Here is a 26,270-nt window from a genome sequence, read left to right as displayed (position 1 = left end):
GCGCGGGAGAAGCCGGCCGGTCGGCGGGACGCGGATCGGGTGGGCCGGCGGAGGGGTCGGTCACCGGGCGATCCTAGAGTCCGGTCGACGACCCCGCTGCCCGCTCCCGGCGCAGGCTCAGATGTCGTAGCTGGCGCCCGGTCGGACCACGTCCAGCGGGCCGCTGTACGCGGCCGCCGCCGAGGTGACGGTGTGCGCCTCGCTGCCCCAGGCGGCCACCAGGTGGGTCAGCAGCAGCCGTCCCACGTTGGCCTTGGCCGCCGCCTCGCCCGCCTCCCGTCCGGTGAGGTGCAGATCGGGTGGATTGTCCACGCCGTCCAGGTAGCTGGCCTCGCAGAGGAAGGCGTCGGCGTTCTGGGCCAACCGCAGCAACGCCTCGCAGGGGGCGGTGTCCGACGAGTAGCAGAGCGTCCGGCCGCCGTGCTCCAACCGCACGCCGTACGTCTCCACCGGGTGCAGCACCCGGTCGACGGTGACGGTGAACGGGCCGATCGGGAAGGTGCCGGGTTCCAGCGCGTAGAACTGGTACACGTCCTCGACCGTGCTGTCCTCCTGCCCGTACGCGGTGGCGAGCCGGTCCGGGGCACCGGCCGGGGCGTACACCGGCAGCGGCGGGTACGGGCCGTCCGGGGCGTACCGCCGGACCACCACGTACGACGCGGCGTCGAGGATGTGGTCGCAGTGCAGGTGGGTCAGGAGGATGGCGTCCGGCGCGTGCAGCCCGGCGTACCGCTGGAGGGTGGACAACGAGCCCGGGCCGAAGTCCACCAGGAGCCGGAAGTCCTCGGCCTCGACCAGATAGGCCGAACACGGGGACTCGGGTCCGGGGAAGCTGCCCGCACAGCCCAGGACGGTCAGTCGCATCGAGTTGTCTCGCTGTCACGATAGGTAGCGATCGGGCCGGTCGCCGCTCCGGAGATGATCAATACCGACGCGTACGCCACGCTGCGCAGCCTACGCCCGCGCGCCTGAACGCAAGAATGATCCGCTGGAAGTTGTCACCAACGTGACACCCGTTCCGCCCATCCGATCGAGCCCGGGTTACCGGACCGGCTGATCTGGACCGTCCGACGCGACGAGGGCCACCGGCATCACGCCGATGACCCTCGTCGATGTCGCCGGGCTCAGGCCCAGAGCTGCCCCTCCAGGGCGTCCTCCGCGTCGGCGAGAGTGCCGCCGTACGCCCCGGTGCTGAGATACTTCCAGCCGCCGTCGCTGACCACGAACGCCACGTCGGCACGGCGGCCGTCCCGTACCGCCTCGTGCGCCACGGCCAGGGCGGCGTGCAGCACCGCCCCGGTGGAGAAGCCCACGAACAGACCCTCCACCTCCACCAACTGCCGGGTACGCAGTACCGCGTCCCGGGTGCCGACGGAGAACCGCCGGTTGAGCACGGTCGCGTCGTAGAGCTCCGGGACGTACCCCTCGTCGATGTTGCGTAGGCCGTAGACCAGCTCGCCGTAGCGCGGCTCGGCCGCGACGATCTGGATGCCCTCGACCTTCTCGCGCAGGTAGCGCCCGGTCCCCATCAACGTGCCGGTGGTGCCCAACCCAGCCACGAAGTGGGTGATCGTGGGCAGGTCGTGCAGCAGCTCGGGGCCGGTCGTCTCGAAGTGCGCCCGGGCGTTCGCCTCGTTGCCGTACTGGAACAGCATGACCCAGTCCGGATGCTCGGCGGCGATCTGCTTCGCGGTGGCCACCGCCTGGTTGGAGCCGCCCGCCGCCGGCGAGAAGATGATCTCCGCGCCGTACATCCGGAGCAGCTGCACCCGCTCGGTCGAGACGTTCTCCGGCATCACGCAGACCAGCCGGTAGCCGCGCAGCTTCGCCACCATGGCCAGCGAGATGCCGGTGTTGCCGCTGGTCGGCTCAAGGATCGTGTCGCCGGGCCGGAGTTTGCCGGACTCCTCGGCGGCCCGCACCATGAACATCGCGGCCCGGTCCTTGACGCTGCCGGTCGGGTTGCGGTCCTCGAGCTTCGCCCACAGCCGCACCGGCGGTGCCCCGTCGGGCACCGTCGGCGACAGTCGGGGCAGCCCCACCAGGGGCGTACCGCCGCAGGCGTCCAGCAGGCTGTCGTACCGCGTCATCGCGGCCGCCTCAGCTCGCGGCGACGGGCGCGCGAAGCCCGGCCACGGGCGCGCGGTGCTGGCTGATCGCCGCAGCGGCCGCGAAGCCGAACGCGCCACCGGCCACGGCGGGCAGGATGGTGACGCTGTCGCCGTCGTTCAGCTTGGCGTCCAGCGCGCCCAGGAACCGGACGTCCTCGTCGTTGACGTAGACGTTGACGAAGCGGTGCAGCGCGCCGGCCTCGGTGACCAGCCGGCCCCGCAGCCCGGCGTGCCGGGAGTCCAGGTCGGTGAGCAGGTCGGCCAGCGTGTCACCGCTGCCCTCGACGACCTTCGCGCCGCCGGTGTAGCTGCGCAGGATGGTGGGGATGCGAACCTCGATGGCCATGTCTGTCGTACTCCTCGATCAGGTGTGCTCGGTGACGGGAAAGGGCGTGCGGGTGCTGAAGGGGATCAGCGACCCGAACACTCGTAGTCGACCGTCGCCGGGCTCTGCCCGAACATGTACGACTGCACGGCGTGCGGGTCCACCCCGGCGTCGAGGATCCGCACCGGCTCCTCGGTGACCACCCCGTCCACGATGCGGAAGGAACGGATCTCCTCCGTGTCGGGTTCGCGGGTGGAGACGAGCAGGTAGTGGGCGCCGGGCTCACCGGCGAAGGAGATGTCCGTCCGCGAGGGGTACGCCTCGGTGGCGGTGTGCGAGTGGTAGATCACGACCGGTTCCTCGTCGCGGTCGTCCATCTCGCGCCACACCCGCAGGTGCTCCATCGAGTCGAACTCGTAGAACGTCATCGAGCGGGCGGCGTTCTCCATCGGGATGTGCCGGGTCGGAGTGTCGCCGCCGATCGGGCCGGCGACCACGCCGCAGGCCTCGTCGGGGTGGTCCCGACGGGCGTGGGCGACGATCGCGTCAACGATCGACCGGTCGATGCTCAGCACGTCGCCAAGACTAGCGCCCGGCGGCCCACGACCGCGAGGTCGCGCCGGTCACAGTCACTCGATCAAGGCGTTGAGCAGGGACTCCTGGAGATAACCGAGATACGCGTAGACCGAAAGCTGGAACACCCGGCTGGAGGACGGGTCCTCGGCGACCGCATCGTCCAGTTCTGCCCCCAGATCGGTCCCGTCCTTGATCTCCAGCCGTACGCCCATCGCCAACCGGGCGTCGTTCAGCGCCCGCAGCCACGCCTCGGCCGCCTCGGCGTCCAGGCGTACCTCACCGCCGCCGTCACCGTCGTCGGGCAACGCGGCCAGGATCGCCCCGGCCTGATCGATCTTGGCGGTCTTGAGGTCGCCCTCGGTGTACCGGCGGAACTCCGCCGTCCCCGCCGCGTCCTCCGGATAGACCTCCGGGAAGAGTCGGCACACCACCGGATCGGAGTGGTCGAACCCGTCGGTCAGCAGCCCGACCACCTCGGAGGCGACCTTGCGCAGGACACGCACCTCGTCGACGGCGAACGAGGCGACGTACCGGTCACCCCGGCGGCGGAACATGCTCACGAGCGGTCCACCGTCGCCCACAGTCCGTATGCGTGCAGCTGCGAGGCGTCGTGCTCCATGCGCTCGCGGGCCCCGCTGGAGACCACCGCCTTGCCCTTGTGATGCACGTCCAGCATCAACTGCTCGGCCTTCTCCCGGCTGTAGCCGAAGAGCTTCTGGAAGACCCAGGTCACATATGTCATGAGGTTGACCGGGTCGTCCCACACGATCGTCACCCACGGCCGATCGGAGGCCGGCACCTCATCGGTGTCCGGGGTCTGCGCCGGTGCAACCTGCGGAGCCGCCATGCCCCCCATCGTGCCACCGGTTCGGCGGAACCGAGGAACCGGAACGCCGGACCGGCGGGGATCGCCACCGACCGCCGCCCGATGACCACGGCTGGTCGTCCTGAACGCACACGCGGGCACCCCGGTGGCCGGGCCGCCGGGGTACGCCGCGTGGCGGTCAGGCGAGCAGGATGCCGTGTTCGGCTGCATCGGACAGCACCGTGCCGAGCGAGAGACGGACCGCCTCGAACCGACGAGCGATCTCGCGGGACAACTCCAGCTCCACCTCCCGCAACGCCCGCTGGGACCAGGCCCGCGCGGCGCTCTGGTCGGCGTTGGCGGGCGTACGCCAGTGTTGCCAGCAGCCACCCGCAAGCGACACCGCGACCGGCGGCAGGACCTCGGTCCGCGGCACGGTGGGGTACGCCGCCAGCGCGTCGATCGCGGCGGGGCCGATCAGTGACGCCACGCCGGCGGTACTGGTGATCAAGAGCACCCGCTCCAGTTCCGGACCGGTGACGTGGTCGGACATTCCCCACCGGACCGCCTTGGCGATGCGACGACGGACCCCTTCCGGCAGTGGAGCGCCGAAGAGCCGGCCGCCGACGTCCTCGACCAGTTCCCGCACCGCGTGGTCGCACTGCGAGGTGGCCAGCAGGGAGAGCGCCTCCATCTCCCGGTCGAGCAACTGTGGCAGACCGGCGCAGCCGGTGCCGAAGACGATCTCCTGCACCACCCTCAGGTGCAGTTTGGCCAGTTCCAGCGCCAGATGCTGGCGGATGCGCCGACCGGCGGACCGCACCTGGCGGTCGAGCAGCTCGGACCACTCGCCCGGCTCCGGCAGCACCGGCACCCGGCCGTACAGCCCGGGCACGTCCGGCGGATCGAGGCTGGAGCGTTCCAGTCCCTCGTCGGAGGCCCACCCGACGAGCGCCCGCCGCAGGTCCAGTGCGTCGCCCGCGACGATCGGGAACCAGCGGGCCTTGGCCAGCCCGGGTACGGCGGCGAGCAACGCGGCCCGGTGCGCCTCGACGGTGACCGCGATCGGATCCACCGCCGTGCCGTCGGCCGACTCCGGCGACGCCCAGCCGCCCGCGCCCGGCGTCACCGCGAAGAAGACCTCGACCCGGCTCCCCACGACCTCGGCGAGCAGGTGCAGTTCGGCAGCGCTGAAGGACTGGTCCGCCGCGATCACGAACAGCAGTGCGCCGGCCCGGCCCGCGGCGTCGAGCACGACCCCGGTGCCGGTCCGTCCGAGCGAGGAGATGTCCGGCGTGTCGACGAGGACGTACCGCTTGAGCAGTGGCGCGGACAGGTTCAGCTCGACCCGGCGGGGCGGCCGGGCCAGCGCCGGTCCCACCTCCGGCAGGTCCACACGGTAGGAGAACGGCGCCCGGTAGCCGGGCACGTAGGCGGACCGGCTCGCCTCGGCCGCGTGCCGCACCACCAGCCAGCTTCCGGCCGGCACGGTGAACATCCCGGCGTCGAGGTCCAGCAGGGCGGCCAGCACGTTCGCCCGCCCGGCACCGGCCGGACCCACGGCGACCACCCCGAGGGGCTCACGCGGATCGACGGTCACGCCGAGCCGATCGGGGAACGGGCGGTGACCCGGCGGCCCGGTCGCATCGTCGGACGTACCGATGTCGTGGAGAGGGCCCGGCTTCATCAGGCGGCGGCCTCCGAGGCTGGGCGGTCGGCAGGGCCGGCCGCGGTGAGCATCCGGCGACGCACCCGGATTTCGGAAGAGTACGGGCGCGGGCGGCGGGAACGGGACAAACGAAAGTACTCTTGGGTAACTCCGCGACTACTCAACTTCACCCGCTCGGGCTACCGGCCGGGGCACAGTTCCATCGATATGCTGCGCGAATGAGTCGGTGGAAGTTCGTGGGCCGCACGGCGGAACTCGACCGTCTGCAGGCGGCGGTGACCGGCGCCCAGGGCCGGCGAGGCATATTCTTCGCCGGAAGCCCGGGTATCGGCAAGAGCCGTCTGCTCCGGGAAGGCGTCAACGCGCTGCCCGTCGAGGAGTACGCGGTCTGGTGGATCGCGGCCAGCGCCACCACCCAGGCGGTGCAGTTCGGCGGCCTGGTCCAGGTGCTTCCCGTCGAACAACCACAGGGGCTCTCCCCGGCCGGCATCCTGCGCTGGGCCGTGGACGTGTTGCAGCAGCAGGCCGCCGGCCGACGGATCGTGCTCGCCGTCGACGACGCCCACCTGCTCGACCCGCCGTCGGCCGCACTCGTGCACCTGGTCGCCCGGTCCGAGAACGCCTCCGTGGTGGGCACCCTGCGCGACGGCGAACAGATCCCGCTGCCGATCCGCGCACTGTGGACGGACGGACTGGTCGACCACGCCGAGGTGAGCCCACTGCCACCGGCCGAGACCGCCCGGTTGCTCCGGGAGATCCTCGGCTGCCAGGTCGACCACGCCTCGTCCGAGCGGCTCGGCCGACTCAGCTCCGGCAATCCGCTGCTGCTGCGCGAACTGGTGCACGCCGTCACCAACAGTGGCGAGTCCAGCAAGAAGTACGGCGTCTGGACCTGGACCGGCCGACTGGAGTTGGCACCCAACCTGACCGACCTGATCGACATCCGGATCAACCAGCTCACCCCGGGCGTCCGCACGGTCGTCGAGCTGGTCGCGTTCGGCGAGCCGCTGGGCCTGCGGCTGCTGTACCGCGCGGCGGAACAGGCCGATGTGGAGACCGCCGAGGAGCGTGGTCTGATCACGGTGGCCCCCTCCGACCGGCGGGTCGACGTCCGCCTGGCCCACCCGCTCTACGGCGAGGTGGTACGCCGGCAGTGCCCGGTCAGCCGGACCCGCCGGTTGCAGGCACACCTCGCCGAACTGCTGGAAGGGGTCGGCAAGCGACGCCGGGAGGACCTGTTGCGGGTCGCCGTGTGGCGCCTGGACTCCGGCACCGCGCAGGATCCGGCGATGCTGGTCGACGCGGCAGCTCAGGCGTTCGCGCGCTACGACGTACCGCTGGCGACCCGGCTGGCGCGGGCCGCGCTCGACGCCGACGGCGGGTTCGACGCGGCCGAGCTGCTGGCCACCATCCTGATGTTCGCCGACCGCCCGGCCGAGGCGCTCGGCGTGCTCGACGCCGTCGCCACCGACACCGGTGACGAGGAGCGACTCAGCCGGTGGCTCACGGTCCGCGGCATGGTCAGCTACTGGGGACTCAGTCAGCACTCGACGGTGGAGGAGATCGCCAAGCGGGGCGGCGACCTCAAGGACCACGCCGCCCAGGCCCGGGTACGCGCCTTCGAATCGATCATGCGGCTGCACCGGCTGGACGCGCCGACCGCGCTCCGGCTCGCCCAGAACGTGCTGGACCGTCCGGCCGCCAGCATCGCCGCGCGGGAGCTGGCCCGGTGCGCCATCGCCCACCTCCAGGCGGTGCAGGGGCAACTGTGCCGCAGCGCCACCGCCGTCGACCTCGTCCAGGCGAAGGTGGCCAGTTGGCGGGCGGACATGCCATACCTCCAACTCGCCGTGGAGTTGGCCCGGGGCACCCGGTTGGCCCTCTCCGGTGACCTGTCCGGCATCGACGCGCTGGTCGCCGACGAGTTCGCCGACCTGGCCGACGCGGGTGACTTCCGGCTGGGCAGCGGCTACCTGGCGATCCTGCGCGCGTACGCGGCCCGGCTGCGCGGACGCAGCGACGCGGCGTTGCAGGCCGCGCTCGGTGCCTGCGCGGTGCTGGCGACCAGTCGGGTGTACGCCGGTCTCGCCCAGGCCGAACGCGCACAGGCCGCCGCGTTGCGCGGCGACGCCCGGCAGGCCGCCGAGGCGATGGCCGAGGCGGACCGCATCCACGCGCCGAGCATGGCCGTGCTGTACCCGTGGCTGGAGCAGGCCCGGGCGGCCACGCTCGCGGCCGGTGGTGACCTGACCGGCGCGGCGGCCCACCTGCACGGGCTGGTCGACCGGCTGCGGGTGGACGGCTTCGCCGGGCACGAGACCCTGGTGCTGCACGATCTGGTACGCCTCGGCGAGGCCACCGCGCCGACCGGCCCGACCTGCTCCGACGGCAGCCGCCGCACGGTCGCCCAGCGGCTGGCCGAACTCTCGGAACAGGTCGACGGCACCCTGCCGCCGCTCCTGGCCCGGCACGCCCGCGCGGCGGCGGAGAGTTCGCCCGAGCAGCTGCTCGCCGCCGCCGACGGTTTCCTGGACCTGGGGCTGGCGCTGCCGGCCGCGGAGGCCGCCGCCGAGGCGGTGCACCTGCTGCGCCAGCGTCGCTCGCCGCAGCTCGCCAGCGCCGGTGAGCGGCTCGCGGTGATGCTCGGCTGCTGTGACATGGTGCACACTCCGGCGCTGCGCGCGGCCACCCCGACGCTCAGCGACCGGGAGTGGCAGGTGGCCCGGCTGGCGGCCTTCGGCGAGACCAGCCGCGCCATCGCTGAGCAGCTCTTTCTCTCCGCGCGGACGGTGGAGAACCACCTCCAGCGGATCTACACCAAGCTCGGGGTGACCGGACGCGTCGAACTGCGGGCGGCGCTGCGGACGATCCCGGGCCACGACGGCACGGCGACCGCCTGAACCCTAGGCTGGGGCTGTGCACAGCCTTCGTCCCGCCCTGCTGACGGACCACTACGAGCTGACCATGGTCAGCGCCGCCCTTCGCGACGGCACGGCGGATCGCCGCTGCGTCTTCGAGGTGTTCAGCCGGCGGCTGCCGATCGGCCGCCGCTACGGCGTGGTCGCCGGCACCACCCGGCTGGTGGAGATGCTCCGCGAGTTCCGCTTCGACCCGGCCGACCTGGACTTCCTGCGCCGCACCGGTGTGGTCGACGAGCAGGGTGCCGCGTGGCTCGCCGACTACCGGTTCACCGGCGACATCGACGGCTACCCCGAGGGCGACCTCTTCTTCCCCGGCTCCCCCATCCTCACCGTCACCGGTGGTTTCGCCGAGTGCGTTGTGCTGGAGACGCTGGTGCTGTCGGTGCTCAACCACGACTGCGCGGTGGCCGCCGCCGCAGCCCGGATGGTGACCGCCGCCCGGGGCCGGGCCCTGATCGAGATGGGTTCCCGGCGGGCACACGAGGAGGCCGCCGTCGCGGCGGCCCGTGCCGCGTACCTGGCCGGGTTCCGGTACACCTCCAACCTCGCCGCCGGCCAGCGGTACGGCATCCCCACCGCCGGCACCGCCGCGCACGCGTTCACCCTGCTGCACGACGACGAGCGGGCCGCCTTCGCCTCGCAGGTCGCCACGTTGGGCAAGGAGACCACGCTGCTGGTCGACACGTACGACATCAGCCAGGGGATCCGTAACGCGATCGAGGTGGCCGGGCCGGAGCTGCGGGCGGTCCGGATCGACTCCGGCGACCTGACGGTGATCGCCCAGCAGTCCCGGGAACTGCTGGACTCGCTCGGCGCCACCGAGACGAAGATCATCGTCTCCGGCGACCTCGACGAGTACGCCATCGCCTCACTCGCCGCCGAGCCGGTGGACATGTACGGCGCCGGCACCGCCGTGGTCACCGGCTCCGGCGCGCCCACCGCCGGCCTGGTCTACAAGCTGGTCGAGGTCGAGGGGCGGCCGGTCGTCAAGCGCTCCGAGCACAAGGCCACCATCGGCGGGCGCAAGGTGGCGGTCCGCCGACACAAGCCCACCGGCACCGCCACCGAAGAGATCATCGTCTCGCAGGGCGTGCCGGACCGCCGTTCCCACGACCGACTGCTGCAACGGTCGTACGTCGCCGACGGCGAGCCGGTGGAACTGCCGACGCTGGACGAGTCGCGCGAACACCTGCGCCAGTGCCTGATCTCCATCCCGTGGGAGGGCCTCAAGCTCTCCGCGGGCGACCCGGCCATCCCGGTCACCGTCGTACCCGCCGGATGACCGCCCTACCCGCCGAGTGAAAGGAGCGCGTCGGTGAGCAACGCGCTGATCATCGTCGACGTGCAGAAGGACTTCTGCGAGGGCGGCTCGCTGGCCGTCGCGGGCGGAGCCGGCGTCGCCGCCGGGATCTCCCGGCTGCTGGCCGGCGAGCCGGAGCGCTGGGACCACGTGGTGGCGACGAAGGACTACCACGTGGACCCGGGCAACCACTTCGCCGACGCACCGGACTACGTCAGCACCTGGCCCCGGCACTGCGTGGTCGGCACGACGGGCTCCGAGTTCCACCCGGAGCTGGCCACCGACCGGATCGAGGCCGTCTTCCACAAGGGCGAGTACGCCGCCGCGTACTCCGGCTTCGAAGGGCAGACCCCCGACGGCGCGGGACTGGCCGACTGGCTGCGCCGACACGGGGTGGACCGGGTCGACGTGGTCGGCATCGCCACCGACCACTGCGTCCGCGCGACCGCCCTGGACGCCGCCCGCGAGGGCTTCGCCACCACCGTGCTGCTGGACCTGACCGCCGCCGTCGCACCCGACACCACCGACGTCGCGCTGCGCGCCTTCGAGGGTGCCGGGATCACCGTGCACGGCGCCCCTGTGATCAGGGACGCATGATCGGCTAATTGGCTGGCGTCGGCACCACCCTCCGTCGAAGATGTCCGGCGGAGGTACGGACCGACGTGAACATGAAGCCTTACCGGGAGGCGCTCGCCCTACCCGGTCTCCGGTCGTTGCTGCTGGTGGCGGTACTAGCGCGCATCCCACTGACGGCGACCGGGGTCACGTTGACCTTCTATGTCGTGCAGGACCTCGGGCGCGGCTACGGCGCCGCCGGACTGGCCGGTGCCGCGATCACCGTCGGTGCCGCCGTCGGCGCCCCGCTGCTCGGCCGGCTGGTGGACCGCCATGGGCTGCGTCCCGTCCTGGTCCTCACCACCGTCGCCGAAGCCGTCTTCTGGTCCACCGCGCCACAGCTCTCGTACCCGCTGCTGCTGCCGGCCGCCTTCCTGGCCGGCCTGCTCGCGCTGCCCATCTTCTCGGTGATCCGGCAGTCCGTCGCCGCGCTGGTGCCACCGGAGAAACGCCGCCCCGCGTACGCGCTCGACTCGATGTCCGTCGAGCTGTCCTTCATGATCGGGCCGGCGCTCGCCACGGTCGGCGTGACCACCGTCTCCGCGCGCCTCACGCTCTACCTGGTCGGCGCCGGAATCGTCACCGCCGGAATCGCGCTGTGGATGCTCAACCCGCCGGTCCGCAGCGCCGGTGAGGCAGCCGCCGGCCCGCAGCCGAGGATCGCCCGACGCCAGTGGCTCACCTCCCGACTGATCGCCGTCTTCGCCGTCAGCACCGCGGCGACCCTCGTACTCGGTGGCACCGACGTGGCGGTCATCGCGGTCCTGCGCGAGAACGGCGACGCCGGGTTCACCGGCGTGGTCCTCGCCGTCTGGGCGGTGGCGTCGCTGGCCGGCGGTTTCGCGTACGGCGCCGCCCGCCGCTCCTTCTCCACCGTGGCGCTGATGGGCGCGTTGAGCCTGTGCACCATCCCCGTCGGGTTGGGTGGCTCACACTGGTGGCTGCTCTGCCTGGCCCTGATCCCGGCCGGAGCCCTCTGCGCGCCCACCATCGCCGCCACCTCCGACGCGGTGAGCCGTCTCGCCCCCGCCGGCGTACGCGGCGAGGCCATGGGCCTGCACGGCTCGGCCGTCACCGTCGGCATCGCCGTCGGCGCCCCCCTGTCCGGAGCGGTAATCGACGCCTCCACCCCGCTGTGGGGCTTCGCCGTCACCGGCGCGATCGGCGCCCTGGTGGCCCTCGCGGTCCTCCCGATCGAGCTACGCCACCGCCGCGCCGACCGCACCACCCTCGACACCCCGCCACCCACCGTCCCCGCCGACGCCACGCCCATCCCCTTGGTCCGATCGGGCCCGGAGCACGAACCCACACCGGCCCTCTCCACGACCACCTCCTGACACGGCCGCCGCGTCAAACCCGCACCCGCCTCCCTGGCCGTCGCCCTGGCCCTCTGCCGACGGCCGTGGCCGAGGCAGCAACTTCACTGCCTCGTCTCGCTCTGAGACAGCAACAACCATGACGTTGCTGCCGCACCGCAGCGGGGCACGGCAGCGCCGATCAGGTTTCCGGTGGTCGACCCGACGTACGGCCCCTGGGTGGAAAGGGCGACGGGCGCCTCCCCGGGTGGGGGTGGCGCCCGTCGTGGGTGCGTGTGGTGGTGTCAGCGGCGATCGATGTCGCTGGAGGTGTCCTCCTGGTAGCTGGCACCGCCGTCGGACTCGCTGGTGAGCGGCTTGGAGCCACCCTCGGGCGGGCCGGCCAGGCTCTGCCCGGCGGCAAGCTCGGGGAACTTGGCGTCGAACGCGGGGCGCTCGGAGCGGATGCGGGGCATCCGGTCGAAGTTGCGCAGGGGCGGCGGGGAGGTGGTCGCCCACTCCAGCGAGTTGCCGTGGCCCCACGGGTCGTCGACCTCGACCACCGGACCGGCCTTGTACGCCTTCCAGCAGTTGTAGATGAACGGCAGCGTGGAGATACCGGTGATGAACGCGCCGATCGTGGAGATCATGTTCAGCGTGGTGAAGCCGTCGATGGCCTGGTAGTCGGCGTACCGCCGGGGCATGCCCTCGTTGCCGAGCCAGTGCTGCACCAGGAACGTGGTGTGGAAACCGATCATGGTCAGCCAGAAGTGAATCTTGCCGAGCCGCTCGTCCAGCATCCGGCCGAACATCTTCGGGAACCAGAAGTAGATGCCGGCGAACACCGCGAACACGATCGTGCCGAAGAGCACGTAGTGGAAGTGCGCCACCACGAAGTACGAGTCGTGCATGTGGAAGTCGAGCGGCGGGGCGGCCAGCAGCACGCCGGTCAGGCCACCGAAGAGGAAGGTGACCAGGAAGCCGACGGACCAGAGCATCGGCGTCTCGAAGCTGATCTGGCCGCGCCACATGGTGCCGATCCAGTTGAAGAACTTCATACCGGTCGGCACGGCGATCAGGTAGCTCAGGAAGCTGAAGAACGGCAGCAGCACCTGGCCGGTGGCGAACATGTGGTGTGCCCACACGCTCATCGACAGGCCGGCGATGGCGATGGTGGCGGCGACCAGACCCTTGTAGCCGAAGATCGGCTTGCGGGAGAAGACCGGGATGATCTCGCTGATGATGCCGAAGAACGGCAGCGCGATGATGTAGACCTCGGGGTGCCCGAAGAACCAGAACAGGTGCTGCCACAGCATCGGGCCGCCGGTGTCCGGGCTGTAGACGTGGGCACCGAGGAGCCGGTCGGCGGCGAGCGCGAACAGCGCGGCGGCCAGCAGCGGGAAGACCAGGATCACCAGGAGGCTGGTGACCAGCATGTTCCAGGTGAAGATCGGCATCCGGAACATGGTCATGCCGGGCGCGCGCAGGGTCAGGATCGTGGTGATCAGGTTGACCGCGCCGAGGATGGTGCCCAGACCGGAGATGGCCAGACCGACCACCCACATGTTGGCGCCGACGCCGGGAGAGTGCTCCACGGTGCTCAGCGGGGTGTACGCCGTCCAGCCGAAGTCCGCCGCGCCGCCCGGGGTCAGGAAGCCGGCGGTGGCCATGGTGCCACCGAACAGGTACAGCCAGTAGGCGAAGCTGTTCAGTCGCGGGAAGGAGACGTCCGGCGCGCCGATCTGGATCGGCACGATGTAGTTACCGAAGGCGAACACGATCGGCGTCGCGAAGAACAGCAACATGATCGTGCCGTGCATCGTGAACAGCTGGTTGTACTGCTCGGGCGAGAGGAACTGCAGCCCGGGCCGGGCCAGCTCGGCCCGCATGATCAGGGCCATCAGGCCACCGATCATGAAGAACACGAACGCGGTGACCATGTACATGATCCCGATTTGCTTCGCGTCCGTGGACCGCAACAGCCGCGCGATGGCCGACCCCTTGACCGGCTCCCGGACCGGCCAGGGCCGGGTCACGACCGGCTTGGGTGCGACGGTGGTCACGAGTGGCCTCCGGTTCTGGGTTGTCCCGCTCGGCACGCGTGTCTCTGCGGGCCGTCATCCGCAAGGAGGATAGTCCCCGGCAGGTGAGAGCGCCGCGTGGGGTCACCGGGCGTGGATCACAGCGGGCCGAGGAGCAACCGGTAATGCTCGCCGAAGATGCGGTCGCCGCGTCCGCGCAACAACGGGTCGCGGAGCGCCGGCGGCACGTCGCGGGTGCGGTTGCGGTCCCGGGTCCGGTCCCGCACCCATCGGGTACGCGGTCGGCGGCGGCTCTCGTACGCGGTCAGCGCCGCCTCGACGCTGCCGGCGGCGGCCAGCGACTCGGCGAGCACCACCGCGTCCTCCAGAGCCATCGCGGCACCCTGGGAGAGCGTCGGCGCGGTGGCGTGGGCGGCGTCACCGACCAGCAGCACCCGGCCCCGGTGCCAGCGACCGAGTTCGACCTCGTCGGTGACGCTGGCGTGCACCGTCCCGAGCGCGTCGAGCACTTCGGGCACCGGGCCGCCGTACTCGCCGAACAGCTCCCGCAGCCGGGCCCTCGGGTCGGCCGGCGACGCGGTGCCGGCCTCGTCCGCGTAGCAGTGCAGCCGACCGGCACCGATCGGCACCACCAGGATCCCGCTGCGTTGACCGAGCAGCGCGGTCCAGTCCCGGACGGTCGGCCCGTCGCGGACGACACTGCGGTAGACCACCTGACCGGCGGGGCGGGGCGGTCCACCGAGCGCGGCCAGCGCCCGGATCGAGGAGCGCGGACCGTCGGCACCGATGACCAGGTCGTACTCGGTCTGGGTGCCGTCGACGAAGGTGACGCCGACGGTGTTGGCCAGCAGGTCGATGGTGCGGACCTCGGCGCCGTGCCGGACCGCGCCGCCGGCCCCGCTGAGCAGGACCCGGTGCAGGTCGGCGCGGGGCAAGGCGCGGCATTCGCCGACGCCGGCCCAGAGTGTGTCGAGGTCGACCTCGCACAGCGGTACGCCGTCCGCGTCCAGGAAGCGCTGGCGGTGGATGACCTGCCCGTAGGGGCGTACCGGGTCGTCCAGGTCGAGTCGGCGCAGCGCGCGGGCGGCGTTGCCCGGCAGGTAGAGGCCGGCGTCGGCGAGTTCGCCCGGGGGCGCCTTGTCGGTCACGTCCGGCCGGAAACCCGCCAGGCGCAGCGCCCGGGCCACGGCCAGACCGGCGATGCCCGCGCCGACGACGAGAATGCGCAGGGGGGAGCTACGCATGGGGTTGTACGCCTCCGGAGTGGTCGGCACGCGTTGGAGGCAAGACACTACTCGGCGCAATCGGTGCACGCCAGAGGCAACCAGCCCACGACGGACATCCCTCGGCGCGGCGATCCCTCCCGCCGGCGCCGCCCAGCGCCCGGCCGGGGGCCTTGCGCCGACCCGTCGGCGCGTACGTGACACACCTCATAATTCCCCTCAATAACCCCGGTCGGTTGCGCCCGTTGTTTCAAGTATGTAAATGTGACGATGAGCACATGGGAGCGCTCCCGGAGCCACCCACCCCCGGCGGCGAGCACCTCCCTCCGCTCCACTCGCACACCGTCCCGGCGTCCCTGACGCCGCAGCGCAAGGAGCATCATGAGACGTATCCTGCGGGCCATCACGGCCGTCGGCCTGCTCGCCGCCGGCTCCACCGTCGCCGTGGCCCTCGGCGGCACCGCCTCCGCCGACACCCTGATCTGCGAGCAGTACGGCAGCACGGTGATCCAGAACCGCTACGTGGTGCAGAACAACCGTTGGGGCACCACCGCCGAGCAGTGCATCAACGTGACCAGCAGCGGCTTCGAGATCAGAACCCAGAACGGCAGCAGCCCGACCAACGGTGCTCCCACCGCGTACCCGTCGGTCTTCGTCGGTTGCCACTACACCAACTGCTCCCCCGGCACCAACCTGCCGATCCAGGTCAGCCAGATCAGCAGCGCGAGCAGCAGCATCAACTACCGGTACGTCAGCGGGGCCACCTACAACGCCTCGTACGACATCTGGCTCGACCCGTCGCCGAAGCGCGACGGCGTGAACCAGATGGAGATCATGATCTGGCTCAACCGCCAGGGCTCCATCCAGCCCATCGGCTCCCCCGTCGGCAACGCGAACATCGACGGCCGGAACTGGGAGGTCTGGCGCGGCAGCAACGGCTCCAACAACGTCATCTCGTACCTGTCGCCGTCGGCCATCAGCAGCGCGAACCTCAACCTGCTGGCCTTCATCAACGACACCCGCAACCGGGGCGCGATCACCAACTCCTGGTACCTGACCAGCATCCAGGCCGGCTTCGAGCCCTGGCAGGGCGGCGCCGGCCTGGCCGTCACCAACTTCTCGGCCTCGGTCAACGGCGGCGGCACCAACCCGCCGCCCACCACCACCCCGCCGCCCTCGGGCAGCGGCGCGTGCGCGGTCAAGTACACCGCCAACTCGTGGAACAACGGCTTCACCGCCGACGTGCAGATCACCAACACCGGGTCGAGCACCCTCAACGGCTGGACGCTGGCGTACTCACTGCCCTCCGGACAGCAGATCACCAGCTCCTGGAACGCCACGGTGAGCCAGAGCGGATCCTCGGTGACCGCGCGGAACATCACCTGGAACGGCACCCTCGCCCCCGGCGCCACGGCCAGCTTCGGCTACCAGGGCTCGCTGAGCGGGTCGTACTCCTCCCCCACCACCTTCACCCTCAACGGCGCCACCTGCACCCGCTCCTAACCTGATGTAAGGAAGGGTCCCCTCCTAACGCCTCGCGCATAGGAGGGGACCCTTCCTAACATCCAGCCGGCGAGAGGACCGAGGCCGTGCAGATTCGCCTCGACGGCGACGGGCTCGTGCTGCGCCCGTGGGCGGTACACGACCTGCCTCAGCTCGTCGTGATCTTCGATCATCCGGAGATGGCCCATCGGCTGCCGGTCGCCACGCCCTTCGACCGGGCTGCGGCCGAGGCGTACCTGGCGAAGGCGCGGGCCTCCCGGGAGCGGTTGTACCTGGCCGTCACCGACGCCGACGACCTGGCCCGGGGCGAGGTGATGCTCAACCTGGTCACCGGCGGCATCGGGTACGCGGCCGGGCCGCCCTATCGGGGCGAGCGGCTGGCCGCCCGGGCGCTGCGACTGCTGACCGCGTACGCCGACTCGATCCCGGGCCTGCCCACGACGTACTTGGAGATCGAGGCGGACAATACGGGCAGCATGGCCACCGCTCGGGCGGTCGGCTACCGGCCGACCGGGGACGAGCCGGTCGTCGTCGACGAGGGACGACGCCAGCTCGTGCTGCACCGCTGGGAACGCGGCGGCTCGGTGACGCCCTGCACCCGCTCCTGACGTTAAAAAGGGTCCCCTGCTATGCACGAGGCGTTAGCAGGGGACCCCTCCTTTCACAAGCCCAGTGCGTCGATGTCGCGGATCTCCTCGGCGGTGAGGGAGAAGCCGAAGACGTCGGCGTTGGCCCGGATCCGGTCCGGGGTCACCGACTTGGGGATCGCCACGATCTCGTGGTCGAGGTGCCAGCGCAGCACCACCTGGGCCGGCGAGACGTTGTGTGCGCCAGCGATCCGGGTCAGCACCGGGTCCGACAGGTCGCTGGCCTTGAACGGGCTGTAGCCCTCCAGCACCACGCCCCGGTCACGGTGTTCGGCGTGCCGCTGCCGGTCGTACAGCCGGGGGCTCCACTTGATCTGGTTGACCGCCGGGTTCTCCTCGGTGGCCTGGATCAGCTCGTCGATCTGCGGGGTGCTGAAGTTGCTCACGCCGACCGCGCGGGCCAGGTTCGCGTCCCGGGCGGCGAGCATCTCGCGCCAGGTCGGGATCAGGGCGCCGGGGTCGCTGGGCGGCCAGTGCAGCAGCCACAGGTCGACGTAGTCGAGGCCGAGGGCGCGCAGGCTCGCCTCGATCGTCTCGCGTTCCCGACCGACCTGGTCGGCCGGCAGTTTGGTGGTGATGAAGACGTCCTCGCGGCGCAGCCCGCTCTCGCGGACCGCTCGGCCGACCTCCTCCTCGTTGCCGTACATGGTGGCGGTGTCGATGTGCCGGTAGCCCGCGTCCAGCGCGGCGAGCACCGCCTTGTAGCCGGTCTCGCCGGTGGCCTGCCAGGTTCCAAAACCGAGCAGGGGGATTCGGACGTCACCGGGGAGGACGGCGGTGGGCTGGTCGACGTGGTCCATACCGACTGTTCTACCCCTGATCGTCGCCGCCATTCCCGGACCCGGGCACGCCGCCCCGGTTTGCCGGAGAATGTCATCGTGGCTGACCGGCTGGAGGAGTACCGGCGCAAGCGCGACGCGGCGCGTACCCCGGAACCGGTGCCGGCGTCCCGGAGTCGCCGGGCCGGCGCGGACCGGGGCCGCTTCGTCATCCAGCAGCACCACGCCCGCAGCCTGCACTGGGATCTGCGGCTGGAGCACGACGGGGTGCTGGCCTCGTGGGCGGTGCCACGCGGGCTGCCCCGCGAGCCGGGCCGCAACCACCTGGCCGTGCACACCGAGGACCACCCGATGGAGTACCTGGACTTCTCCGGTGAGATCCCGGCCGGCGAGTACGGCGGCGGACGCATGATCGTTCACGATCGGGGCACCTACCGCTGCGAGAAGTGGCAGGAGCGCGAGGTGGTGGTGGAACTGCGCGGCCGGCGCACCACCGGGCGGTACGTGCTGTTCGCCGCCGGTGGCCGCGACGGCCGGGACTGGATGGTGCGACGCACCGATCCGCCGCCGCCCGGCTGGACCAGCATGCCCGAGCAGGTCGCGCCGATGCGCCCCACACCGGCCCGCCGGCTCCCCGCCGACCAGGCCGACTGGGGGTACGAGCTGCGCTGGGACGGGGTACGCGCGACGGCGTACGTGTCGGGCGGGCGGTTGCGGCTGCTCGCCGAGGACGGGGCGGAGATCACCGGCGGGTACCCCTGGCTGCGCCCGATGGCCGAGGCGCTGGCACCGACCGAGGCGGTGCTCGACGGCGTCCTGGTCCGCATCGACAGGACCGGCCGGGTTCGACCCGCCCGGGGTGGCCGGAGCACCTCCGACGCCCAGTATCTGCTGGTCGACCTGCTCTGGCTGGAGGGCGTGAGCAGCGTCGACCTGCCCTATCCACAGCGCCGGGAGTTGCTCGACGGTCTGGCGCTGGCCGGGCCGCACTGGCAGACTCCGCCGTGGTTCCCCGGCACCGGCGCCGAGGCCCTGCGCACCGCCCGTGAGCAGGGGTTGCCCGGGGTCGTGGCGAAGCGGCTGGACTCCGGTTACGAGCCCGGACGGCGCAGCCCGGCATGGCGCAGCGTCGACGTGAGCTGAGGGGGCCATCGTGCACCTGACCCACCTGGAGTGCCCGCGCTGCGGCACCGAGCACGACTCCGGCGTACCGCAGAACCTCTGCTCGTGCGGCTCGCCGCTGCTGGCCCGCTACGACCTGGCGGCGGTGCGGCGGACGGTGGAGCCGGAACGGTTCGGGCTGCGCCCGGCCGACCTGTGGCGCTATCGGGAGCTGCTGCCGGTGGCGGACCCGGCGTACGTCACCACGCTCGGTGAGGGCTGGACGCCGATGCTGCGTGCTCCGTCGTACGGCGCGGAGATCGGTGTCGACGAGCTGCTGGTCAAGGACGAGGGGTTGACCCCGACCGGCTCGTTCAAGGCGCGCGGCGCGGCGGTGGGGGTGTCCCGGGCCCGGGAGCTGGGGGTGCGGCGGATCGCCATGCCGACCAACGGCAACGCGGGCGCCGCGTGGGCCACCTACGCGGCCCGCGCCGGGATGGGCGCGACCATCGCCATGCCGCTGTCCGCGCCGACCATCTGCCGCCGCGAGTGCGTGGCCGCCGGGGCGGACCTGCGCCTGGTGGACGGGCTGATCGGCGACGCCGGGCGGCAGGTCGCCGCGCTCGTCGCGGCCTCGGCCGGTTCGATCTTCGACGCCGGTACGCTGCGCGAGCCGTACCGCCTCGAAGGCAAGAAGACGATGGGGTACGAGATCGTCGAGCAGTTGGGCTGGCAGGTGCCCGACGTGATCATCTATCCGACCGGCGGCGGGGTGGGGCTGATCGGCATCCACAAGGCGCTCGGTGAGCTGCGCGAGTTGGGCTGGGTCGAGGACAGACTGCCCCGGCTGGTGGCGGTGCAGTCGACCGGCTGCGCGCCGATCGTGCGCGCGTTCGCGGCCGGCGAGGACCGGGCGCAGCCGTGGGCGGACGCGCACACGGTGGCGTTCGGCATCACCGTGCCGGCGCCGCTCGGCGACGAGTTGATCCTGGCCGCGGTACGCGCCACCGCCGGAACCGCGATCGCGGTGGACGACGCCGAGATCCTCGCCGACCTGCGGGACTTCGCGGCTCGTGAGGGGCTGCTGCTCTGCCCGGAGGGGGCGGCCTGTCTGACCGCCGCCCGCAGGTTGCGCGCCGGTGGCTGGATCCGCGCGGGCGAGCGGGTGGTGGTGCTCAACACCGGGACCGGGCTGAAGTATCCGGAGACGGTGGACGTGAGCGGCGTACCGCTGCTGCCCGCCTGACGCGCGACGCCCGGACGGTCACTCGGCGGCCGGGTCGGTCAACCGCCAGGCGGCGTTGACCAGCCCGATGTGCGACAACGCCTGCGGGGTGTTGCCGAGCTGCGCCCCGGTGGTCAGGTCGATCTGTTCGCTGAACAGGCCGACGTCGTTGGCGTGCCCGGCCACCTGCGTGAACAGCCGGGCCGCCCGCTCCTGTTCGCCGGCCAGCACCAGGCACTCCACCAGCCAGAACGAGCAGAGCAGGAAGCCGGCCGGGTCGGTGTCCCAGCGGCGGATCAGGCCGCCCTCGCCGCCGAGTTCCCGCTCCACGGCGTCGATGGTCGCGCGCATCCGGGGGTCGGTCGCCGGCAGGAAGCCCACCACCGGCAGGTACAGCACTGCGGCGTCCAGCTCGGGCGAGCCGAACGCGCCGGTGAAGACACCCCGCTCCCGGCTGAAGCCGTCGCGGAGCACGGCGGCGCGGATCTCGTCCCGGACGCCCGCCCAGCGTCTCGGATCGGCCCGCTCGCCGAGGTGGGGTGCCAGCCGTACGGCCTTGTCCATCGCCACCCAGCAGAGCGCCTTCGACGCCACGTAGTGCCGGTCGGTGTCGCGGGTCTCCCACATGCCCCGGTCCGGCAGGTGCCAGGTGGCGGCCACCTGTTCGGTGAGGCCGAGCACCATCTCCCGCACCTCGGTGCCGAACGGCTCGCCGAGGTAGTCGCGCAGACGCCACACCGCCGACACCATCTCGCCCGGTACGTCCAGTTGGCGCTGCCGCCAGGCGTCGTTGCCGACGCGTACCGGGGAGCTGCCCGCGTAGCCGGTCAGGCCGGGGCAGTCGTGCTCGGAGACGTCCCGTTCCCCTTCCGGGCCGAACATCACCGGCACCGGATCGGCACCGATCCGGCCGATCGAGCGGGCCGACCAGTCGAACAGCCGCGACGCCTCGGTGGGGCAGGCCGCCACCCACAGCGCGCGCATCGTCATCGCGAAGTCGCGCAGCCAGGAGAAGCGGTAGTCGTAGTTGCGGTCACCGCCGACGCGTTCCGGCAACGACGTGGTCGGTGCCGCGACGACCGCGCCACTGCGGGCGTACGTGAGGCCGATGAGCACGGTCGCACTCTGTCGGACCAGGTCCGGGTACCGGCCGTCGTAGTGGTGCGTGTCGCGGAAGGAACGCCAGGCCTGCACGGTGTCCGCCAGCCGCCGGACCGGGTCCAGCGCGGGGGGCCGTTCGCCGTAGGCGGGGGCGTACGCGACCTCGAAGCCGAGCACCTGCCCCTCGTCGACCTCGAAGACGTGCCGCACCCGGTCGTGCTCGGCGGTCAGCCGCATCCCGGCGCAGCGCAGCGTCAACTCGACCGGCCCGGCGACGGCCCGCACCCCACCGTCGTCGAGTTCGCAGAAGTAAGGGGTGAGCAGGCTGTTCTCCGGCCGGGGCTGGAAGTCGAGCGCCATTCGTACCCGGCCGGAGAGTCCTTCCACGACGCGGAGCAGCACGGCCGGCGACCGCAGGCCGAGTTCGTGGCCCCGGGCACCGGCCTCGGCGGCGAGCGCGTCCGTCACCGCGACGCTGCCCTCCGGGGTCCGGTGCACGGTCCGCAGCACCAGGGTGTCCGGTCGGTACGCCCGCTGCACCCGGTGTCTGGCGCTCCCGGCGGCGACCGGCGCGAGCCGCCAGTGGCCGCCGTCGGCGTCGAGCAGCCGGGCGAACACGGCGGGCGAGTCGAACCTGTTCGGGCACCACCAGTCGACGGAGCCGTCCCGCCCGACCAACGCCCCCGATCGACAGTCGGAGAGGAACGCGTAGTCGGAGATCGGCGGCTGCACCATCCGGTGCGCGTACCCGGATCCTCGTCCACATCACGCCGGCCCGGAGGCCCGGGCCGGCGGGACGGGTCAGGAGGTCGGCGGCTCGTCCTCGCCGGCGGCCTCGGCCGCGTCGGCCTCCTCCTTCGTCTTGTGCACCGCCTGGTCGGCGTGCTCCGGCGGCCCGTAGACGGTGTAGAGCACCAGCGGGTTCGGTCCGGTGTTGACGAAGTTGTGCTTCGTCCCGGCCGGCACCACCACGAGGTCTCCCTGCACGACCTCGCGCTTCTCGCCGGCCACCCGGGCCTCGCCGGTGCCGCTGACGAAGGTGAGGATCTGGTCGATGTCCTCGTGGACCTCCTCGCCGATCTCACCGCCCGCCGGAATCGTCATGATCACCAGTTGGGTGTGCTTCCCGGTCCACAGCACGCGCCGGAAGTCCGGGCTCTTCTCGGCGACCGTGGCGATAGTGAAGTGCTCCATGACCGGGACATACCCCGTTGCGACCCGCTCCACGCCGGGACTTGCAGATAGTGGAATTGCGAACGATCCGAGGGTTTGGAGGCACGCCGAACGGGGATCGACACGACCGGCCGGCACTGGTCGGCCATGCCAGGTCCCCGTCGACGTACCGCCGTACGGCTGCGGTGGCGGGAGACGGCTGAGCGCGGCGACGTTCGGGTCCTCGGATCGAACGGCGCCGTGCGCTCGTGCCCGGACCTCGGTCGGTGCCCCGTCCGTGCGGCCACGCCGGGACGGTGCACTCCACGGCTACGCCAGGACGGCCAGATGGAAGGGCCGGTCGGCAGAGGCCCCGGCGCTGTCGAAGGTGGTGACGAAGACCGCGTTCGGGATGCCGGTACGCCCGGCGACGGCGATCTGGCCGGACGGCGCCAGCCCCGAGCTGCCCGACAGCCCCACCGTGCCGACACATCCGGCGGCGGTCACGTCCTGGTCGAAGACCACCTGGTACATCCCGGTGCTCAACCGGTCGGCGGTCGCGGCGCCCATCCCCCGGACCAGGACACCGTTCGCGCTGACCACGGCGAACAGCACCCTCGCCGTGGACGGCATGCCGGCGCCGCCGCAGGTGGTGTGCGCGGCGTCGGCACGGGCCGTGGTCTCCTCGCCTGGCGCCGGCTGGGTCGCCCGCCTGCTCCTGGCTCTCGCGCTGGACATCGTTCTCCTCTCCAGCCGGCCGGGCGGCCGAGACGTGTTGAGTTGATTGGGGCGACTAAGAAGGATCAGCACCGATCAGCACCCTTTGTGCATCGAACGTATGTCGCGTTCCCCGTCGACAGCCACACGACAGGCTGTCCGATCAAGGACAATCGACATCTCGATCAAGGCTCTGACCTGCGACGGAACTTCCGTAGTCGGGTGTGTGTCGTCAGTCGTCGAGGTCGAGCACCGGTACGCCACCGGTGCACCGCACCGACAGCTCGTGCTCGCCGCTCGGACCGACGAACTTCACCTCGGCGTCGTCGTCCGGCCCCCGGTCCACGTCCTCGACCGAGTAACCCTGCTTCGGCGACCAGGACGCCAGCCACACCCCGCCCGGCACGCACTCGGCCACCACGCTGCCGCCCTGGTTGGAGAAACTGCGCCGGTGGGACGGCTCCGGAGTGGGACTCGTCGAGGCGGTCGGGCTCACCGGGGCCGTGGCCGTCGGGTCCGGCGTACCGGTCTGGCCCGGCGTACCGCTCGTCGGTCCGGTCGGCCGGGGCGGCGCGGCCAGTTCGCGGGCGATCTCCTCCTGGCTGCGGACGCCGCCCGGCGTGCTGGTGAGGCTCTCCCCCACCAGCCGGATGGCGGCGACTCCGATCAGCGTGGCGACCACCGCGGTGGCCAGCCACCCGGCGACGGCGAGGAGCGTGCGACGTCCCATCACCCGACTATCCCTGATCGCGGGTTGAGCCGACCTTCGGGGAAGGCTAAGGGAGGGTTAACGGACGCCGCCGGCGCGCCCGGGCGGATATACCCTGCCTGCTGTGGCCCGCCTGCTGCTCATCGAGGACGACCTGACCATCCGCACCCCGCTGGTGCGGGCGCTGCGCGAGCGGGGACACGCGGTGGCGGCGGCGTCGACCGCGATGGCCGGGCTCCGCGACGCGCTCGACGACCGCCCCGACCTGGTCGTGCTCGACCTCGGGTTGCCCGACCTGGACGGCCGCGAACTGCTCCGGATGCTGCGCGCGGTCAGCGCGGTGCCGGTCATCATCGCCACCGCCCGCGACGACGAGACGGAGATCGTCCGGGTCCTCGACGCGGGGGCCGACGACTACGTGGTCAAGCCGTTCACCGCCGCCCAACTCGACGCGCGGGTCCGCGCGGTGCTGCGACGCGGGCCGGGCGGACCGGCCGAGGAGGACCCGACGGTGGTCGTCGGCGGGCTGCGGATCGACCCCCGGGCACGGCAGGTCAGCCTGGACGGCGCGCCGGTCGAGCTGACGCCGCGCGAGTTCGACCTGCTGCGCCACCTGGCCACCCGGGTCGGCGAGGTGGTGACCAAACGCGAGCTGCTCACCGAGGTGTGGCAGATCCCGTACGGCGGCGCGGACAAGACCGTCGACGTGCACCTGTCCTGGCTGCGCCGCAAACTCGGCGAGAGCGCCCAGCAGCCGCGTTACCTGCACACCGTGCGCGGGGTGGGGGTCCGGCTGGTCTCGCCCGAGGCACCACGATGAGGGCGCGCCTGGCACTGCTGGTCACCGCCGTCAGCGTGCTCATCGTGATCGCCTTCCTGGTGCCGCTGGCGCTGCTGCTGCGGACCTCCGCCGAGGACCGGGCGACCGCACGGGCCACCGCCGACGTGCAGGGTCTCGCCCCGGTGGTCGGCACCGCCGACTCCGAGACCGTCCGGCTGACCGTCGACCAACTCGTCCAGTCCGGCCGCCCGGTCAGTGTCTTCCTCCCCGACGGCGAACAGCTCGGCGCACCGGCACCGCGTACGCCCGCCGTCGAGCTGGCCGCCCGGGGGCAGAGCCTGACGGCCGAGACGCCGGAGGGCCGCGAGGTGGTGATCGCGGTACAGGGCCGTACGGACGGCACCGCGGTCATCCGCACCTTCGTCTCCGAGGCCGAGCTGACCCACGGGGTGGACCGGGCCTGGCTGGTGCTCTCCCTGCTCGGACTGCTGCTGGTGCTGATCGGTCTCGCGGTGGCCGACCGGTTGGCCCGCACCCTGGTCCGCCCGATCGGTGAGCTGTCGGCGGTGTCGCACCGGCTGGCCAACGCCGAACTGGACGCGCGGGTCGAGCCGTCCGGGCCGGCGGAGCTGCGCGAGGTGGGTGGTGCCCTCAACCACCTGGCCGGACGGATCCAGGAACTGCTGGTGCAGGAACGCGAGCAGGTGGCCGACCTGTCCCACCGGTTGCGGACCCCGCTGACCGCGCTGCGGCTGGAGGCCGAGTCGCTGACCGATCCGCAGGACGCCGCCCGGATCGCCGGTGCGGTGGACGGGCTGGAACGGGCGGTCACCGGTCTGATCCGGCAGGCCCGCTGGCGTACGCCCGCCGACGGTGCGGTGGTCACCGACGCCGTGGCGACGGTGACCGAGCGGGTGGCCTTCTGGTCGGTGCTGGCCGAGGAGACCGGCCGGGCGGTCGACCTCGACCTGGCACCCGGCCCGCTGCCGGTCGGCGTCCCCGTCGACGAGCTGGCGGCGGCAGTGGACGCGCTGCTCGGCAACGTCTTCGCGCACACCCCCGACGGCACCGCCTTCGCCGTGCGACTCGCTCCCGACGGCGACCGGGTGGTGCTGGCGGTGGCCGACGAGGGCCCCGGCATCGCCGCCGAGTCGGTTCGGCGCGGAGCCAGCCAGGCCGGGTCGACCGGCCTGGGGCTGGACATCGCCCGCCGGGCCGCCCAGGCCAGCGGCGGCCGGCTGGAACTGGGCGAACGTCCCGGTGGCGGCGCCGAGGTGGTGCTCGTCCTGGGCACGCCGAAGATCGCCGAGCGCTTTTAACCCGGCCTTAGTGTTCGGACAGCGCGCCGCTATCCCGCCGCGACAGATGCTGTGTGCATCAACCGAGGAGAGGTGGCACCAATGAAGCGCAACCCCCTGATCCTGGCGTCGGTCGGCGGCGCCGCGGCGGTCCTCGCGGCGGCCGGGATCTTCCTGGGCGTCACGGCGGCCGACACCGACCGCGCGCGGCAGACCACGCTGACCGCGGCGACCGCCGCGCCGGAGGAGACCACCCCGGTCGCTCCCGACGCGGTCACTCCCCCGGCTGACCCGGGCACGGTCGCCCCGCCGACCGACCCCGGCACCGTGGCCCCGCCCGCCAACCCGACCACGGCCCCCCCGCCGGCCGGCACC

24 protein-coding genes and 1 pseudogene are annotated in these 26,270 nt (G+C 72.1%); 11 read left to right on the top strand and 14 right to left on the bottom strand.

Annotation, left to right across the window (positions count from 1 at the left end; genetic code table 11):
• Positions 1–117: 117 nt before the first annotated feature.
• The 7 genes from EYA84_RS06410 to EYA84_RS06380 all read right to left on the bottom strand — a co-directional run bounded on the left by EYA84_RS06410 (position 118) and on the right by EYA84_RS06380 (position 5,417).
• Positions 118–864 carry an MBL fold metallo-hydrolase gene (locus tag EYA84_RS06410; RefSeq protein WP_131052087.1) on the bottom strand — a complete coding sequence of 249 codons (747 nt, stop codon included), beginning with the start codon at positions 862–864 and terminating at the stop codon, positions 118–120.
• 260 nt (positions 865–1,124) lie between these two features.
• The gene (locus EYA84_RS06405) at positions 1,125–2,090 is read right to left on the bottom strand and encodes a PLP-dependent cysteine synthase family protein (protein WP_131052086.1); all 966 of its coding nucleotides are present in this window, start codon (positions 2,088–2,090) and stop codon (positions 1,125–1,127) included.
• Between the two features lie 10 nt (positions 2,091–2,100).
• Positions 2,101–2,457: a MoaD/ThiS family protein gene (locus tag EYA84_RS06400; RefSeq protein ID WP_131052085.1), complete on the bottom strand. Its 357-nt coding sequence runs from the start codon at positions 2,455–2,457 to the stop codon at positions 2,101–2,103.
• A 65-nt stretch (positions 2,458–2,522) separates the two neighbouring features.
• Positions 2,523–3,011, bottom strand: a complete 489-nt coding sequence (locus EYA84_RS06395) for a Mov34/MPN/PAD-1 family protein (RefSeq protein ID WP_131052084.1) — start codon at positions 3,009–3,011, stop codon at positions 2,523–2,525.
• A 54-nt stretch (positions 3,012–3,065) separates the two neighbouring features.
• Positions 3,066–3,566 (bottom strand): DUF2017 domain-containing protein, encoded by a 501-nt coding sequence (locus EYA84_RS06390; protein WP_176095674.1) that lies wholly within the window; start codon positions 3,564–3,566, stop codon positions 3,066–3,068.
• Positions 3,567–3,568: 2 nt separating this feature from the next.
• Positions 3,569–3,859: an ATP-dependent Clp protease adapter ClpS gene (clpS, locus tag EYA84_RS06385; protein ID WP_131052082.1), complete on the bottom strand. Its 291-nt coding sequence runs from the start codon at positions 3,857–3,859 to the stop codon at positions 3,569–3,571.
• Positions 3,860–4,016: 157 nt separating this feature from the next.
• Positions 4,017–5,417: a hypothetical protein gene (locus EYA84_RS06380; RefSeq protein WP_236145622.1), complete on the bottom strand. Its 1,401-nt coding sequence runs from the start codon at positions 5,415–5,417 to the stop codon at positions 4,017–4,019.
• Positions 5,418–5,704: 287 nt separating this feature from the next.
• On the opposite strand from EYA84_RS06380, the gene EYA84_RS06375 reads away from it, so the two are divergent.
• The 4 genes from EYA84_RS06375 to EYA84_RS06360 all read left to right on the top strand — a co-directional run bounded on the left by EYA84_RS06375 (position 5,705) and on the right by EYA84_RS06360 (position 11,659).
• Positions 5,705–8,386, top strand: coding sequence for a LuxR family transcriptional regulator (locus tag EYA84_RS06375; RefSeq protein ID WP_131052080.1), 2,682 nt, complete (start codon positions 5,705–5,707; stop codon positions 8,384–8,386).
• A gap of 16 nt (positions 8,387–8,402) precedes the next feature.
• Positions 8,403–9,689, top strand: coding sequence for a nicotinate phosphoribosyltransferase (locus tag EYA84_RS06370; protein WP_131052079.1), 1,287 nt, complete (start codon positions 8,403–8,405; stop codon positions 9,687–9,689).
• A gap of 33 nt (positions 9,690–9,722) precedes the next feature.
• On the top strand, positions 9,723–10,304 hold the full coding sequence (locus EYA84_RS06365; protein ID WP_131052078.1) for an isochorismatase family protein: 582 nt from the start codon (positions 9,723–9,725) through the stop codon (positions 10,302–10,304).
• Between the two features lie 71 nt (positions 10,305–10,375).
• A complete protein-coding gene (locus EYA84_RS06360) occupies positions 10,376–11,659 on the top strand; it encodes an MFS transporter (RefSeq protein WP_131052088.1) in 1,284 nt (427 codons plus the stop codon).
• Positions 11,660–11,922: 263 nt separating this feature from the next.
• Here EYA84_RS06360 and ctaD read toward each other — a convergent pair whose 3' ends face one another.
• On the bottom strand, positions 11,923–13,680 hold the full coding sequence (ctaD, locus tag EYA84_RS06355; RefSeq protein WP_131052077.1) for a cytochrome c oxidase subunit I: 1,758 nt from the start codon (positions 13,678–13,680) through the stop codon (positions 11,923–11,925).
• A gap of 116 nt (positions 13,681–13,796) precedes the next feature.
• Positions 13,797–14,903 (bottom strand): FAD-dependent monooxygenase, encoded by a 1,107-nt coding sequence (locus EYA84_RS06350; RefSeq protein ID WP_131052076.1) that lies wholly within the window; start codon positions 14,901–14,903, stop codon positions 13,797–13,799.
• A gap of 360 nt (positions 14,904–15,263) precedes the next feature.
• Here EYA84_RS06350 and EYA84_RS06345 point away from each other — a divergent pair, with 360 nt between their 5' ends.
• Both EYA84_RS06345 and EYA84_RS06340 read left to right on the top strand, forming a co-directional pair.
• Positions 15,264–16,385, top strand: coding sequence for a cellulose binding domain-containing protein (locus EYA84_RS06345; RefSeq protein ID WP_131052075.1), 1,122 nt, complete (start codon positions 15,264–15,266; stop codon positions 16,383–16,385).
• A gap of 86 nt (positions 16,386–16,471) precedes the next feature.
• Positions 16,472–16,993 (top strand): GNAT family N-acetyltransferase, encoded by a 522-nt coding sequence (locus tag EYA84_RS06340; protein ID WP_131052074.1) that lies wholly within the window; start codon positions 16,472–16,474, stop codon positions 16,991–16,993.
• Between the two features lie 53 nt (positions 16,994–17,046).
• Here the strand turns inward: EYA84_RS06340 and EYA84_RS06335 are convergent, their stop codons facing one another.
• Positions 17,047–17,832 (bottom strand): aldo/keto reductase, encoded by a 786-nt coding sequence (locus tag EYA84_RS06335; RefSeq protein ID WP_131052073.1) that lies wholly within the window; start codon positions 17,830–17,832, stop codon positions 17,047–17,049.
• A 78-nt stretch (positions 17,833–17,910) separates the two neighbouring features.
• Here EYA84_RS06335 and EYA84_RS06330 point away from each other — a divergent pair, with 78 nt between their 5' ends.
• Both EYA84_RS06330 and EYA84_RS06325 read left to right on the top strand, forming a co-directional pair.
• Positions 17,911–18,954 carry a DNA polymerase ligase N-terminal domain-containing protein gene (locus tag EYA84_RS06330; protein WP_131052072.1) on the top strand — a complete coding sequence of 348 codons (1,044 nt, stop codon included), beginning with the start codon at positions 17,911–17,913 and terminating at the stop codon, positions 18,952–18,954.
• A 10-nt stretch (positions 18,955–18,964) separates the two neighbouring features.
• On the top strand, positions 18,965–20,158 hold the full coding sequence (locus EYA84_RS06325) for a threonine synthase (protein WP_131052071.1): 1,194 nt from the start codon (positions 18,965–18,967) through the stop codon (positions 20,156–20,158).
• 18 nt (positions 20,159–20,176) lie between these two features.
• On the opposite strand, the gene EYA84_RS06320 is transcribed toward EYA84_RS06325, so the two are convergent.
• The 4 genes from EYA84_RS06320 to EYA84_RS06305 form a co-directional block, all read right to left on the bottom strand.
• Positions 20,177–21,973, bottom strand: a complete 1,797-nt coding sequence (locus EYA84_RS06320) for a glycoside hydrolase family 15 protein (RefSeq protein WP_131052070.1) — start codon at positions 21,971–21,973, stop codon at positions 20,177–20,179.
• A gap of 66 nt (positions 21,974–22,039) precedes the next feature.
• Entirely contained in the window at positions 22,040–22,432 is a 393-nt protein-coding gene (locus EYA84_RS06315) for a cupin domain-containing protein (RefSeq protein WP_117228987.1), read from the bottom strand.
• Positions 22,433–22,720: 288 nt separating this feature from the next.
• Complete coding sequence (locus EYA84_RS06310; RefSeq protein ID WP_201272312.1) at positions 22,721–23,128, bottom strand: hypothetical protein; 408 nt, start codon at positions 23,126–23,128, stop codon at positions 22,721–22,723.
• A 211-nt stretch (positions 23,129–23,339) separates the two neighbouring features.
• Complete coding sequence (locus EYA84_RS06305) at positions 23,340–23,837, bottom strand: septum formation initiator (RefSeq protein WP_131052069.1); 498 nt, start codon at positions 23,835–23,837, stop codon at positions 23,340–23,342.
• A gap of 103 nt (positions 23,838–23,940) precedes the next feature.
• On the opposite strand from EYA84_RS06305, the gene EYA84_RS06300 reads away from it, so the two are divergent.
• The 3 genes and pseudogenes from EYA84_RS06300 to EYA84_RS06290 form a co-directional block, all read left to right on the top strand.
• The gene (locus tag EYA84_RS06300) at positions 23,941–24,636 is read left to right on the top strand and encodes a response regulator transcription factor (protein ID WP_131052068.1); all 696 of its coding nucleotides are present in this window, start codon (positions 23,941–23,943) and stop codon (positions 24,634–24,636) included.
• Positions 24,633–25,916 carry a HAMP domain-containing sensor histidine kinase gene (locus EYA84_RS06295; RefSeq protein ID WP_131052067.1) on the top strand — a complete coding sequence of 428 codons (1,284 nt, stop codon included), beginning with the start codon at positions 24,633–24,635 and terminating at the stop codon, positions 25,914–25,916. Before EYA84_RS06300 ends, EYA84_RS06295 begins: the two co-directional genes overlap by 4 nt.
• An 81-nt stretch (positions 25,917–25,997) precedes the next feature.
• Positions 25,998–26,270, top strand: a pseudogene (locus EYA84_RS06290) (hypothetical protein); the annotation flags it as partial.

Source organism: Verrucosispora sp. SN26_14.1 (genome assembly GCF_004307965.1).
GTDB lineage: Bacteria > Actinomycetota > Actinomycetes > Mycobacteriales > Micromonosporaceae > Micromonospora.
The sequence above is the reverse complement of the archived record's forward strand: the minus strand, read 5'-3'. Positions and strand labels throughout refer to the sequence as shown.

Bases quoted from the DNA above. Each gene is read 5' to 3' on its own strand.
- EYA84_RS06410 (WP_131052087.1), bottom strand. From the start codon at position 864: ATGCGACTGACCGTCCTGGGCTGTGCGGGCAGCTTCCCCGGACCCGAG.
- EYA84_RS06405 (WP_131052086.1), bottom strand. From the start codon at position 2,090: ATGACGCGGTACGACAGCCTGCTGGACGCCTGCGGCGGTACGCCCCTG.
- EYA84_RS06400 (WP_131052085.1), bottom strand. From the start codon at position 2,457: ATGGCCATCGAGGTTCGCATCCCCACCATCCTGCGCAGCTACACCGGC.
- EYA84_RS06390 (WP_176095674.1), bottom strand. From the start codon at position 3,566: ATGTTCCGCCGCCGGGGTGACCGGTACGTCGCCTCGTTCGCCGTCGAC.
- clpS (WP_131052082.1), bottom strand. From the start codon at position 3,859: ATGGCGGCTCCGCAGGTTGCACCGGCGCAGACCCCGGACACCGATGAG.
- EYA84_RS06375 (WP_131052080.1), top strand. From the start codon at position 5,705: ATGAGTCGGTGGAAGTTCGTGGGCCGCACGGCGGAACTCGACCGTCTG.
- EYA84_RS06360 (WP_131052088.1), top strand. From the start codon at position 10,376: ATGAAGCCTTACCGGGAGGCGCTCGCCCTACCCGGTCTCCGGTCGTTG.
- EYA84_RS06350 (WP_131052076.1), bottom strand. From the start codon at position 14,903: ATGCGTAGCTCCCCCCTGCGCATTCTCGTCGTCGGCGCGGGCATCGCC.
- EYA84_RS06345 (WP_131052075.1), top strand. From the start codon at position 15,264: ATGAGACGTATCCTGCGGGCCATCACGGCCGTCGGCCTGCTCGCCGCC.
- EYA84_RS06335 (WP_131052073.1), bottom strand. From the start codon at position 17,832: ATGGACCACGTCGACCAGCCCACCGCCGTCCTCCCCGGTGACGTCCGA.
- EYA84_RS06320 (WP_131052070.1), bottom strand. From the start codon at position 21,973: ATGGTGCAGCCGCCGATCTCCGACTACGCGTTCCTCTCCGACTGTCGA.
- EYA84_RS06315 (WP_117228987.1), bottom strand. From the start codon at position 22,432: ATGGAGCACTTCACTATCGCCACGGTCGCCGAGAAGAGCCCGGACTTC.
- EYA84_RS06310 (WP_201272312.1), bottom strand. From the start codon at position 23,128: ATGTCCAGCGCGAGAGCCAGGAGCAGGCGGGCGACCCAGCCGGCGCCA.
- EYA84_RS06305 (WP_131052069.1), bottom strand. From the start codon at position 23,837: ATGGGACGTCGCACGCTCCTCGCCGTCGCCGGGTGGCTGGCCACCGCG.
- EYA84_RS06295 (WP_131052067.1), top strand. From the start codon at position 24,633: ATGAGGGCGCGCCTGGCACTGCTGGTCACCGCCGTCAGCGTGCTCATC.